Annotated in this window: 12 protein-coding genes; 11 read left to right on the forward strand and 1 reads right to left on the reverse strand. The window is 45.5% G+C overall.

The genetic code is table 11. The features are described from left to right. The first annotated feature begins 128 nt into the window (after nucleotides 1-128). Nucleotides 129-1,028: an aldo/keto reductase gene (locus MHI27_RS07450; RefSeq protein ID WP_405175951.1), complete on the forward strand. Its 900-nt coding sequence runs from the start codon at nucleotides 129-131 to the stop codon at nucleotides 1,026-1,028. 79 nt (nucleotides 1,029-1,107) lie between these two features. Here MHI27_RS07450 and MHI27_RS07455 read toward each other — a convergent pair whose 3' ends face one another. Continuing rightward, nucleotides 1,108-2,181 carry a M42 family metallopeptidase gene (locus tag MHI27_RS07455; RefSeq protein ID WP_042185952.1) on the reverse strand — a complete coding sequence of 358 codons (1,074 nt, stop codon included), beginning with the start codon at nucleotides 2,179-2,181 and terminating at the stop codon, nucleotides 1,108-1,110. Between the two features lie 548 nt (nucleotides 2,182-2,729). Here MHI27_RS07455 and spoVAC point away from each other — a divergent pair. From spoVAC to yhbY, 10 genes are all read left to right on the forward strand, one after another. After that, nucleotides 2,730-3,233, forward strand: coding sequence for a stage V sporulation protein AC (gene spoVAC / locus MHI27_RS07460; protein WP_076284320.1), 504 nt, complete (start codon nucleotides 2,730-2,732; stop codon nucleotides 3,231-3,233). Then, nucleotides 3,230-4,261 carry a stage V sporulation protein AD gene (gene spoVAD, locus MHI27_RS07465; protein ID WP_076284319.1) on the forward strand — a complete coding sequence of 344 codons (1,032 nt, stop codon included), beginning with the start codon at nucleotides 3,230-3,232 and terminating at the stop codon, nucleotides 4,259-4,261. Before spoVAC ends, spoVAD begins: the two co-directional genes overlap by 4 nt. 2 nt (nucleotides 4,262-4,263) lie before the next feature. Then, nucleotides 4,264-4,614: a stage V sporulation protein AE gene (gene spoVAE, locus MHI27_RS07470; protein ID WP_036675923.1), complete on the forward strand. Its 351-nt coding sequence runs from the start codon at nucleotides 4,264-4,266 to the stop codon at nucleotides 4,612-4,614. A 191-nt stretch (nucleotides 4,615-4,805) separates the two neighbouring features. Beyond that, on the forward strand, nucleotides 4,806-5,762 hold the full coding sequence (locus MHI27_RS07475; RefSeq protein WP_076284318.1) for a MoxR family ATPase: 957 nt from the start codon (nucleotides 4,806-4,808) through the stop codon (nucleotides 5,760-5,762). A 1-nt stretch (nucleotide 5,763) separates the two neighbouring features. Then, nucleotides 5,764-7,008, forward strand: a complete 1,245-nt coding sequence (locus MHI27_RS07480; RefSeq protein WP_076298147.1) for a DUF58 domain-containing protein — start codon at nucleotides 5,764-5,766, stop codon at nucleotides 7,006-7,008. Nucleotide 7,009: 1 nt separating this feature from the next. Continuing rightward, nucleotides 7,010-9,247, forward strand: coding sequence for a DUF4129 domain-containing transglutaminase family protein (locus tag MHI27_RS07485; RefSeq protein WP_405175952.1), 2,238 nt, complete (start codon nucleotides 7,010-7,012; stop codon nucleotides 9,245-9,247). An 88-nt stretch (nucleotides 9,248-9,335) separates the two neighbouring features. Next, nucleotides 9,336-9,857: a YqeG family HAD IIIA-type phosphatase gene (locus MHI27_RS07490; RefSeq protein ID WP_042193454.1), complete on the forward strand. Its 522-nt coding sequence runs from the start codon at nucleotides 9,336-9,338 to the stop codon at nucleotides 9,855-9,857. A 2-nt stretch (nucleotides 9,858-9,859) separates the two neighbouring features. Further along, nucleotides 9,860-10,987 (forward strand): ribosome biogenesis GTPase YqeH, encoded by a 1,128-nt coding sequence (gene yqeH, locus MHI27_RS07495; protein WP_379422761.1) that lies wholly within the window; start codon nucleotides 9,860-9,862, stop codon nucleotides 10,985-10,987. 15 nt (nucleotides 10,988-11,002) lie between these two features. Continuing rightward, on the forward strand, nucleotides 11,003-11,878 hold the full coding sequence (gene aroE / locus MHI27_RS07500) for a shikimate dehydrogenase (protein WP_269321813.1): 876 nt from the start codon (nucleotides 11,003-11,005) through the stop codon (nucleotides 11,876-11,878). A 57-nt stretch (nucleotides 11,879-11,935) separates the two neighbouring features. Beyond that, the gene (yhbY, locus tag MHI27_RS07505; RefSeq protein ID WP_042185967.1) at nucleotides 11,936-12,229 is read left to right on the forward strand and encodes a ribosome assembly RNA-binding protein YhbY; all 294 of its coding nucleotides are present in this window, start codon (nucleotides 11,936-11,938) and stop codon (nucleotides 12,227-12,229) included. Nucleotides 12,230-12,244 lie beyond the last annotated feature (15 nt).

The following is a 12,244-nucleotide window of genomic DNA, read 5'->3' on the forward strand; positions in this document are numbered from 1 at the left end:
ATTCATTCTTTACTTTTTCTCTTCAAAAGAGAGATTAGTTATAAATTGGACACGATTCAGATGTTTAGAAAGGTTCTTATAGGTCGTATAAAGTAAGTATACAATACTTCAATAAGGGGATTTTTAATATGACTAAGGATTCAATCGAACATTTGGCTGAAATCGCAAGAATGAACCAATCTAACCGCATGCTGCTTCCAGATGGAACGTCACTTCCCAGAATTGGGCAGGGAACTTGGAATATGGGTGACGACAATTCCCGTAGGGAGGAAGAGATTGCTGCCCTGCGATTAGGCGTGGAGCTAGGCATGGATTTAATAGATACGGCTGAGATGTATGGGGACGGACGCTCGGAGCTTTTAGTAGGTGAGGCTATTCAAGGTATTCGGGATCAAGTTTTCTTGGTGTCAAAAGTCTATCCACATAATGCCGGGAATGAGCACCTTATCCGCAGCTGTGAAGAAAGCTTGAAACGCTTGAATACGGATCATCTGGATCTTTATTTGCTGCATTGGCGGGGAGATATTCCACTAGAAGAGACTGTTGTAGGTATGGAGAAACTAGTCTCTCAAGGAAAAATAGCAAGATGGGGTGTATCCAATTTCGATGTCGACGATATGAAAGAACTGCTTGGTATTGCTGGGGGAACTCATTGTGCAACCAATCAGATTCTATATCATTTAGGGTCCAGAGGAATTGAAACTGAACTGCTGCCATGGCAGAGAAGTCACAAGATCCCGGTAATGGCTTACTCACCGCTTGCTCAAGCTGGTTCACTCCGAAAAGGAGTAATCGAGAGTGAAGTCGTTCAGGAAATCGCCAGTGCACATCAGGCAACTCCGCTTCAGATTATGTTAGCTTGGACGATGCGTGAAAAGGATGTTATTTCTATCCCAAAAGCTTCTTCTCGTAAGCACGTCATTGAGAATGCTGCTGCAGGCTTGATTACGCTAAGTGACGATGAAATTTGGAAGCTGGACGAAGCTTTCCCAATACCTTCTTGGAAAGTACCGCTAGATATGATTTAAATCAGTTCTATTCACATAAAGAGAAGCCCTCAATCACTGTAAAAGTGTTTGAGGGCTTCTTCTGTCATTTCTTGTGCGATTAGCTGTTCTCAATAATTGTCTGTAGTGTAGTCCGGTCAAGGCCTTCTACCAGCTTGATCAGAAGCTCTTTAGCAGCATCGTAGTCATCACTGTGAATCACTGATGAAGCTGTGTGTATGTAGCGGGAGCATATTCCGATTACTGCGGAAGGAACGCCAATTCCACTAACATGAACCTGACCTGCATCTGTTCCGCCTTGGGATACAAAATACTGATATTTGATCCGGTGGGTATCCGCTGTATCTTGTACATATTCAATCAGACCGCGATGTGTAACCATCGTAGGATCAAAAATACGTAAGAGAGCTCCTTTGCCCAGATGGCCAAATGCCTGACTGTCACCAGTCATATCGGCAGCAGCGCTCGCGTCCAGACCGAAGAAGATGTCTGGTGACAGGAGATTAGCCGCAGTACGCGCACCCCGAAGACCTACTTCTTCTTGTACAGTGGCACCAGCGAAAACGGTATTCGGCAGCTTTTTACCGTGCAATGCTTTAACTAGTTCAATGGCGAGACCTACGCCGTAACGGTTGTCCCAAGCTTTCGCCAAGATTTTTTTTGGATTAGCAAGGGGAGTGAAAGGACAAATCGGCAGAACTTGTTGGCCTGGTCTAACGCCAAAGCTTTCTGCTTCTTCACGGCTGTCTGCACCGATATCAATATACATTTTGCTGATTTCGCCAGTCTTACCACGTTCTTCGTTGCTTAGCAAATGGATAGGCGTACTGCCAACAACTCCGGTCAGCGTTCCTTTAGGTGTAATGATATGTAGGCGCTGGGATGCAACAGCAGAGGCAAGCCAGCCGCCAAGTGGTTGAAAACGGATCATACCGGTGTTAGTAATTCCAGTTACCATGAAACCTACTTCGTCAAAATGCCCAGCGACCATAATCTTTGGCCCGTTCTCTTCGCCGCGCAGTACGCCGAACAAACTACCGAGACGATCCTGTACGAACTCTTCAGTATAAGGAGTCATAGCATCCTTGACGTAAGCGCGGAGTTCGCGCTCAAATCCTGGGGCTGAGGGAAATTCGGTAAGTGTTTTGAACATGTCCAATGTTTCTTGATTCATATGAATTCACTCCTTTATTAAAATATAAGAACTCATTTATACATCATTCTTATATTTCTACGAGAAACGGATGTTATCCATAAAGGACCACATCGTTATTTCTTCCTGCAACCTAGTATGAACATTCTGGGCTCACTTGTCCATGACAAGAGACAATGAACACCGGGCACGAGCTCCACGAATACTATGCATTAGAGGCTTTGGTGGCAGGAGCCTTAGAAAGGATGCGAAGATGAATGAGGGTAGCGGGCAGCGTACCCCCAAGAAGGGTGCAGGGAGGATTATCAAGTAGGAGCCTACAAGGAAACGGAACGCGCAGACGATACTGGCGCCACAATCCAAGAGAAAGAGAAGCAGTACTTATTTTTGTGCTCTTTTTATTGCTGATTGTTGTGTTACTGTATTTTTCCTGAACTGGAGGGACATAACGAAGCGGAGGATGGCAAACAATAAGGAAAACTTCTAAGCGAAGAACAACTTAAGGGGCTTAAAAGTGAGTACTATGATGCTTGTCAGCCCCCTTCGCCTAACTTTCAGGAGGTGCCTCAATGCCGGCGAAAACTAAGAAATCGGGTGTCAAGCTGAAGCTTGACACCCTGACTCCACAAGATTACGAGAAATTGTCCAAGCCCTTTGTTCCTGCCAGGCCCGTATTCAAAAACTGCATACGAGCGTTTATTGCTGGCGGCATAATCTGTGTTATTGGACAAGGTGTTCAGGAGGCTTTTATGGCAATTTTCGATATGAGCTCCAAGGAAGCCGCCAGTCCGACAGTCGCGGTGATGATCCTACTCTCTGTAATTCTGACCAGCTTTGGCGTGTACGACAAAATGGCGCAATGGGCTGGTGCAGGAACTGCAGTCCCAGTGACCGGGTTCGCAAACAGTATGTGCTCTGCAGCTCTAGAGCACCGCGCTGAGGGTCTTGTACTTGGTGTAGGCGGCAATATGTTTAAGCTTGCAGGTTCGGTTATCGTATTTGGTGCCGTAGCTGCTTTCATTATTGGTATCGTCTATCTCTTTTTGGGCGTAGACGGGGGTGCACATACATGAAACAGCTTGGTAGTCAGACCTGGGAGTTCACGAACCGTCCCGTTATTTTGGGTTCTTCCGCTGTAGTAGGGCCAGAAGAGGGAGAAGGTCCTTTAGCTTCAGACTTTGATTTTATATTTGATTCGCTGGAAATGGACGAGAAGACATGGGAGAAGGCTGAGCGTGCTCTTTTCGAGAAAGCCTCCCTGCTGGCTCTGATTAATGCAAATATCGATAAAGAAAAGCTGGAGTTTTTTGTCGGCGGAGATTTGATGAACCAGATTATCAGCAGCTCCTTCGCGGCAAGAAAATTAGGTGTGCCTTATCTCGGAGTCTTTGGTGCTTGCTCTACTTCTATGGAGAGCCTTGCGATTGCCTCAATGATCGTTGATTCTGGAGGCGGTAAGTATGCGCTAGCGGGAACATCAAGTCATAACTGTACGGTGGAGAAGCAGTTTCGTTATCCAACGGAATATGGTTCGCAGAAACCCCCAACGGCGCAATATACAGTTACAGGTTCGGGTTGTGCTGTAGTGGGTCAGAATGACGGTTCGGGTAACTATCCAGTCGTGGTTTCGGCCACGCTTGGACGTATTATGGATCTTGGTTTGACAGATCCTTTTAATATGGGGACGGCTATGGCACCTGCGGCGGCGGATACCATCACTGCGCATTTTCGGGATACAGGTCTATCGCCCGGGCACTATGATTTAATTGTTACCGGCGACCTGGCATCCGTAGGGTTACCTATAGCCAAGACCCTATTGGCTAAAGAAGGAATTCCTATGGAGCAAACAACCTTTGACGATTGTGGTTTGCTTATCTACGACTTGGAGAAACAGAAATATGTGATCGCTGGAGGAAGCGGCTGCGGGTGCTCAGCGGTTGTAACCTATGGTCATATCCTTAAGCGGTTAAAAAAAGGTGAACTTAAACGGGTGCTTATAGTGGCAACGGGTGCACTTTTATCACCTTTGTCTTATCAGCAGGGAGAGAGTATTCCATGTGTTGCTCATGCCGTAGCCATAGAGAGCGGAGGTGAAGCATAATGATGATTTACTTATGGGCTTTTCTGATTGGAGGAGCCATTTGCGTTATAGGGCAGCTGATGTTCGATGTATTGAAGCTGACACCTGCACATACGATGAGTACCTTAGTTGTAGCCGGAGCGATTGCTGATGCTTTTGGTATCTACGACCCGCTTGTGAAATTTGCGGGTGCTGGGGCAACCATTCCGATCACAAGTTTTGGGAACTCCTTGGTTCACGGGGCATTAACGGAGCTGGAGCGGGATGGCTGGATCGGTGTAGTTACGGGTATTTTTGATATTACAAGTGCCGGCATCTCGTCAGCTATTGTGTTCTCCTTTTTGGCAGCTTTAGTTGTACGGCCGAAGGGGTAAAGTTGATGCTATATGAAAAGGTTGTCGTCAGAAAAAGACGGCAATCTTTTTTTGTTATTTTTAAATTGTAGGATGTTTCATCTTATGGTTTTTTTTGTATCCTCACTTCGTGATCTTCAACAATGTACTTTGGGTCCTCTAATCATGTAAAATATAAATAATACTGTTTATTCTGGCTAGGAGGATTATATATGCCCGTACGTCAAGAATCGATGCACACCATGAATGCTGTACGCACTAATTTGGAATCCTGCATACTTGGAAAATCATTTGAAATACAATTATTGTTAACCGCTCTGCTTGCTGGTGGTCATGTATTGATCGAGGATGTACCGGGAACAGGAAAAACCCAGCTAATACGCGCACTTTCAAGATCAATGTCCGGTGAATATCGCCGGATTCAGTGTAATCCAGATATACTTCCGAGTGATATTACAGGTGTATCTGTCTATCATCCTAGGGATGAGATGTTTCATTTCCGGCCTGGTCCGGTGATGACGAATATTTTGTTAGCCGATGAAATTAACCGTGCTACTACGAAGACACAATCCGCACTTCTGGAAGTGATGGAGGAACGAAACGTTACCGTAGATGGAGAGACGTATCCACTTCCTCATCCTTTCATGTTATGCGCTACCCAGAATCCGATAGACTTTGAGGGAACCTATACACTGCCTGAAGCCCAATTAGATCGATTCATGCTGAGAATTAGCCTTGGATATCCTGATGCAGCGACGGAGAAAAATTTATTGCTGAGCCATCAGGAAGGCCAACCGGTGGACAGGCTTTCGCCCGTAACAAGCATGGAACAAATTGCAGGGATTCAGGAAGAAATTCGCGACATCTTCATGAGTGATCCTGTGCTGAATTACTTGTTAGATATTGTGCGGCAGACAAGAGAACATCCACTTGTAATGCTGGGTGCAAGTCCACGTGCCTCACTATCCTTTATGATGGCTTGTAAAGCTTATGCCTTTTTGCAAGGACGAGATTACGTTCTGCCTGATGACGTGAAGATCCTTACTCCATTTGCCTTGGGTCATCGAATATTGCTGCGTCCAGAGTCGCGCCTAGATAATATTAGCGTAGAATCTTTGCTTCAAAAGCTTCTGCAGAGCATTCATGTGCCTGTTACGATGAGGCAATGATATGAGACGTTATTTGTCGTCGGTTGCAGCCATCATTCAGCCCTCTAAGCTTGCAAGCATCCTTGTAATTTGGAGTATTACACTCTTATATGTACTTTTTCAGGGCGGGAAAACAGCATTTATGTTGTTTATCATGGTCTCTGTACTTATTGCATATTTGATTGCTGGAGGTTTAGGAGGCGTTCGGCGAGCGAAGGGCACTCGCAGTCTTTATTCTGAACAAGACAAGGGAGATTTGCTCTCTGCCGGAGGGCATCTTCGTGTAAAACTAAAGGTTACAATCCCCGGGATTTTGCCCTTGCCTTACGTTGTTGTAAGGGAAGTTCTTAAGCGGCATAATGGAGAATCGTGGGTATTTGAAGAAAGTGTGATCCCAAGCCTCAGAGGCATTGGGGAACTAAAGTTTCAGACACCAGCCTTAGAGCGTGGAACATACACATTCGCTAATACGGATATTATCAGCCAAGATATATTTGGGCTTGTCGAGCATAAGGGAACATTTTTATCGGAAGGACAATTTCAGGTTTTGCCTCGTGCGATCTACGTTCCGCGCTGGCAGTTATATGAGAGAAAATCTCGGCTATCTGGACCGCAGACATCCGTTGTTCAATCTCGGCGTGAAACCACACAGATTAATGGCGTCCGTGACTATGTATATGGTGATCGCTTGACGCGAATTCACTGGAACGCTACTGCTAAGACAGGCTCTTGGAAATCCAAAGAATTTGAGCATGAGTCGATTCCCAAAACCATTATAGTCCTTGATGGAAGCACATCAGCTTATATGAATACGAATCAATTCGAACTAGCAGTTTCGGTGACGGCATCATTACTCGGCTTCGGCATTCGGGAGAGAATTGGAATTGGACTGTGTTGTTTGGATAAGACGACGAAGGTGTTCGCACCAGTTGAAGGTGCTGCTGAGCGTCAGAAGATGATTCAATATTTAATCGATCTAAACGCTGAGGGACGCGGTCCGCTTATCTCCCGATTGGAAAAAGGATACCGTATGTTTCCTAAAGGCTCTTACTTCGTGTTAATTAGTCCACAGCGTGGACAGCCAGTACTTGATGCACTACGTTGGGCTGACAGCAGAGGAATGACTGCTTCTCATATTCATGTGCGAAATTCGGCAGAGGTAAATAGAGGTAACGATTGGATAGACGTCCTTAGATCTCGTGGAATAACCGGTTATGGTATTAGCTCGCTTCAAGAGCTTCCCTCAGTGTTAGGAGGGGAAGGATGATATGAGAACCTGGTGGAATCAGATAAAATTCTCCTGGCACCGTTCCGTCGGCCTATTTTGGCTATTGATTATTGCACAGCAGTGGATTTCTTATACGGAACCCATCTGGTTAAATCAAACCACTGCTTCTGTATGGGCTGCCCTATTAACGATCACCGTCATTGAGATTTTTGTCCCTGTTAAAGTTCAATTCAGACTGATTATGGAAGCAGTAGCTATTATCTATATCGTTTATCGCATCATTTCTAATTACGGAATTTATGTTCCTGATCCATGGGCTACAACCCTTGTGGATAAGCTCCAAGATATTAGTGTGTATATGGTGCCGTATATCTGGTTTGCTCTTGGTGCCTCTGCCTTGCTGTTGCTGTCGTCTTGGTGGGTATCCTCTAAGAAGCGTATCTTATGGTTTATAGGAATGAACATTGTAGCGCTGGCTGCGCTTGATTCCTTTACATCTATTGTATTGTGGCAGGAAGTGGCTTGGACGGTATTTGCGGGTATGGGATGGCTTGTCAGCCAGCACCTGAGAAGTTTTCAGCTACATTATCCGCGTGGATGGGTACATTTGCTGGAATATCCCTCGAAAATAGTCATGAATATCGCAATCGTCTTCTCTCTGGTTATTTTAATCGGTGTGAATATGCCGGATGTAAGGCCTACTTTGACGGATCCTTATACAGCGTGGCAAGAGTGGAATGGAATTGGGAAATCTTCTGGTAAGAGCACAACTGGAACAACGAATTCCAATACGGGCTCAGGTTCCTCTGTTAACAATACTTCGTCTGGCTATAGTCTCAATGATGACAACCTGGGCGGGGGCTTTAACTTCGATTATACCCCGGTGATGACAGTGGTTTCAGATTTGCGTGTTTATATGCGAGGAGAAACACGCAGAATCTATTCTGGAAGTGGATGGTCGGATAAGGATCGATTGAAGCGAGGACCTATAGAAGAGGTGGAGACGGGGAAATCCTTGGAGCAAAGTGTGGCTTCTAAGGTCACTACCCGCACATTGAAACAGACGGTTAAAGTGCTTAACAATAATGAATTTCCGGTGTTATTCGGTGCTTATTCTGTAACTTCGGTGGATTCATTGAATGGTGAGGCAGCCGGGAAGGGTCTTTTCTGGAGAGATCGTGATAGTGAGCTTCTATGGGATATGGATAAGAAGAAACTAGACTATCCCTCGACCTTCGAGCTGACTTCTGAAGTTCCCGTCATTCCTGTTCAGGAATTGACAGCAAAGACCTATGAGGAGCTATACAAAGGTAATGATCTGGAGGAAAGCTTCCTTCAGCTGCCTGATGACTTCCCTCAACGGGTTAAAGATCTGGCCGAGGAAATTACAGCCCAAGGAAGAACACCGTATGAAAAAACAGCACTTTTGCAACAATACTTACAACAAACCTTTCCATATACCAACAAGCCGGATATAACACGTGTTTCAAGTGAGGATTTTGTAGATGGATTTTTGTTCGAGCTGAAGGAAGGTTACTGTGATTATTATTCTACGGCACTAGTCACTATGGCACGTTCCCTAAACATCCCTGCAAGATGGGTTAAGGGTTATGCACCTGGAGAACAGCCAGAAATGCCTATGAATCTGGCGCAGCAGGTGGGTGCGGCAAATAATAATTACACGATTACCAATGCTGATGCCCATTCCTGGGCTGAGGTCTATTTTGGTGAGTATGGTTGGATTCCTGTTGAAGCTACACCGGGGTTTAATGTTCCTCTCCTGACTAAGAATGAGCAAATACCGGAGACAGACCCGGAAGATCAAGATGAAATGGCAGAACCAACACCTGCACCTGTGACTAATGCACAAGCAGATCAAGGCTTCCATATGGGTTTATGGGTAATTTTGGCGGCAGTGGTTGTATTATTATCCTGGACTATTTTTAAAGTTTGGCATATTCGCTTTAAGCTTCGCTTCTTCGTTCAACAGATGCGAATGGGCCGGCCTTTAACGCCTGATCAGAAAGTTGTGGCTGAAACTGAGCGTTGGGTAAGGTATTTGCATCGTAAGGGAATGATGAAGGAAGAGCATGAAACATTGCGTGAAGCCGTAGTCCGCTGGAGTCAGGAACGACCTGCTGTGGCCAATCATCTTTCTTCACTGCTAACGATGTTTGAACAAGCGAAGTATAGCCCTGATGTTATTGAAGACAAAGACTGGCAGAGCGTGTATACTGAAGCTTTGCGGCTGCGGAGAACGATAAGATCCAAGAAATAGCCTTTATGCAGTAAATCATTGCTATAGATTTATTTGCGTAGCGCATGGAGTATGTTATAGTTTTTTGTATGAAATCGAGGTGAACGTATTGTTTGAAATGTTAGTTCCCAAACTCCGGGTGAATACGGTATTCGATATTTCTCTAGAAGAGCTGTATCGACAGGGATACCGTGGAATCATTACGGATCTGGATAACACACTGGTCGGTGCCAAAGCGCCTGTGGCTACTCCGGAGCTGTTGTTATGGTTTGAGAAGGTGAAGGAAGTGGGCTTTAAGCTCATCATCGTATCCAATAACAACATGGAACGGGTGTCACGCTTTGCTACACCGCTTAATATTGAATTTGTGCATCAGGCTCGTAAACCGAGTAATGCTCCTTTTCTCAAAGCGATGAAGCAGATGGAGTTGCCACCGGAGCAGACGATTGTGGTGGGAGACCAAATGCTTACAGATGTATACGGCGGCAATCGGCTTGGCCTGTATACCGTATTGGTGCTGCCAATCTCCGTTAAGGATGAAGGGTTCGGCACAAGATTTAATCGTCGGGTAGAGCGAGTTGCTCTGACACGGCTTCGTAAAAAAGGATTGTGGCACGAGGAGGAAAAATAGTAATGAACGAACAAAGTGAAACACAGCGTGCTGAGAAGTGTAGCGGTTGTGGTATCAAGCTTCAGACGGAGCATAAGGATCAACCAGGATACCTTCCGGAAGTCGCACTAGATCGGGACCCTGTGATTTGCCAACGCTGTTTCCGGATTAAGAATTATAACGAGGCTTCATCTGTTTCTGTGAACCAGGATGAATTTCTTCGCTTGCTGAGTGGAGTAGGGGAGAAGAATGCACTTGTTATTCATATTGTTGACATTTTCGATTTTGAAGGCAGTTTGATTTCCGGCCTTCAGCGGTTTGTCGGTAATAACCCAGTTATTCTTGCAGTGAATAAATGTGATCTGCTGCCTAAGGTTACGAACTGGAATAAACTGCGTAACTGGATGCAACAACGCTGTAAAGAAGAAGGATTGCGGACAGCTGAAATCGTACTTTGTAGTGCGAAACGTAATCAAGGCTTTGACCGTTTACTGGAAGCTGTAACAGAACTGCGTGGTCAACGTGATGTTTATGTAGTGGGTGCTACGAATGTAGGGAAATCCACGCTTATCAACCGTTTGATTTCGGACTATAGTGATTTGGAGCAGGAGCTAACCACCTCGCGTTACCCTGGTACAACACTGGATACGGTCAAAATCCCACTAGATGATGGCCACTATATTATAGATACGCCAGGGATCGTGTATCCATGGCGTTATAGTGAACTAGTTGAGCGTCAGGATCTGGATGCAGTTATGCCGGCCAATCCGTTGAAGCCTGCTGTCTACCAGTTGAATGAAGGACAGACGTTATTCTTCGGTGGACTGGGACGTTTTGATTTTGTGCAAGGTCCGCATCAATCGTTCACTTGCTTTATTAGTGGTACTTTAAAAATCCATCGCACCAAACTGGAACGTGCAGATTCCCTTTATGCGGACCATCGTGGTGAAATGTTGTCTCCTCCAGGAAGTGACCGGATGGACAAGCTGCCACCATGGCAACGGCATGAGTTCCGAATTAATAAAGGCAGTCGGAGCGATCTATATATTTCAGGTTTGGGCTGGATTAAGGTCAACGGGACAGAAGGCGCAGTCGTGGCTATCCACGTTCCGCGTGGTGTGAAGGTGCTTACCCGCCCTTCGATGATCTAACGGGAGGCTATTACAGTGTCTTTGATAACTGCAACCGAGGGCTACAATACCGGGAATATTTTACTGGGCGTAATGGGAGATCCTATTATACAATCCAAATCTCCTATTATGCATGAAGCAGCACTGCAAGCACTGGGAATTCCGGGTGCTTACGTGCCGCTTCATATCCTTCCAGAGAATCTGGAGGATGCGGTGCAAGCGATTCGCACGCTTGGATTCCGTGGCGTAAATGTGACGATTCCGCATAAGGTTGCGGTGATGGCTTATGTGGATCTATTAGATGAAAGTGCGGTAGCCGTTGGTGCAGTCAATACGATTGTTAATAATAACGGGATACTCACCGGATATAATACGGATGGAATCGGTTATGTACGTTCGCTTAAAGCGGAAGCTATTTCTGATTTGTCAGGTACGAAGATTATGGTGATTGGAGCCGGTGGAGCAGCAAGAGGAATTGTTGCCGCACTGCTTCAGGAGAAGCCTTCTTCTATCCTTATCGCTAATCGCAGTGTTGATAAGGCACAGGACTTGGCTGCAGAGTGCCAGAGCAAAGGGAATGTGGTCGGGATTAGCATGAACGAAGTAGCGGAAATGCTAGATGGCGTTGATGTACTGATCAATACAACCTCTGTAGGAATGTATCCTCATATGGATGAGACACCTATAGATCCTGAACTGCTTCGTGCAGGGATGGTCGTAAGTGATCTGATTTATAATCCACTGCGCACGCGTCTATTGTTAGAAGGACTTGAACGAGGCTGTACGATTCATGGAGGCCTCGGGATGTTTGTCTATCAGGGAGCCTATGCACTGGAATATTGGACAGGGCAGCCTGCTCCTACGGAAATCATGCGACAGACCATACTCCATTGTCTGGGTGGAAAAGAGTAAGAAATGGATTCATCAATTTAGGGTAATAATATATGTTAATTAAGGAGTTATTCATTTATGTTAACTGGTAAACAAACACGGTATCTTCGTTCATTGGCGCATCACCTCGATCCTATTTTTCAAGTGGGCAAAGGTGGAGTAAACGATCACCTCGTACGTCACATTGAAGAAGCTATTGAGAAGCGTGAGCTTATGAAGATTAGTATACTGAGCAACAATATTGAGAATCCCAAGGAAATCGGTGCTGCATTGGCCGAACAATCGGGTTCTGAGCTTGTACAAGTGATCGGAAAGACCATTGTCCTTTACAAGGAATCGCGTGATAACAAAACTATTGAGCTGCCACGCTAATACCTGAAAGCATAC

Origin of the sequence: Paenibacillus sp. FSL H8-0261 (assembly GCF_045040645.1) — a bacterium.
Lineage (GTDB): Bacteria > Bacillota > Bacilli > Paenibacillales > Paenibacillaceae > Paenibacillus_AQ.

Coding starts and splice junctions, on each gene's coding strand:
- MHI27_RS07450 (WP_405175951.1), top strand. CDS start 129: ATGACTAAGGATTCAATCGAACATTTGGCTGAAATCGCAAGAATGAAC.
- MHI27_RS07455 (WP_042185952.1), bottom strand. CDS start 2,181: ATGAATCAAGAAACATTGGACATGTTCAAAACACTTACCGAATTTCCC.
- spoVAC (WP_076284320.1), top strand. CDS start 2,730: ATGCCGGCGAAAACTAAGAAATCGGGTGTCAAGCTGAAGCTTGACACC.
- spoVAD (WP_076284319.1), top strand. CDS start 3,230: ATGAAACAGCTTGGTAGTCAGACCTGGGAGTTCACGAACCGTCCCGTT.
- spoVAE (WP_036675923.1), top strand. CDS start 4,264: ATGATTTACTTATGGGCTTTTCTGATTGGAGGAGCCATTTGCGTTATA.
- MHI27_RS07475 (WP_076284318.1), top strand. CDS start 4,806: ATGCCCGTACGTCAAGAATCGATGCACACCATGAATGCTGTACGCACT.
- MHI27_RS07480 (WP_076298147.1), top strand. CDS start 5,764: ATGAGACGTTATTTGTCGTCGGTTGCAGCCATCATTCAGCCCTCTAAG.
- MHI27_RS07485 (WP_405175952.1), top strand. CDS start 7,010: ATGAGAACCTGGTGGAATCAGATAAAATTCTCCTGGCACCGTTCCGTC.
- yqeH (WP_379422761.1), top strand. CDS start 9,860: ATGAACGAACAAAGTGAAACACAGCGTGCTGAGAAGTGTAGCGGTTGT.
- yhbY (WP_042185967.1), top strand. CDS start 11,936: ATGTTAACTGGTAAACAAACACGGTATCTTCGTTCATTGGCGCATCAC.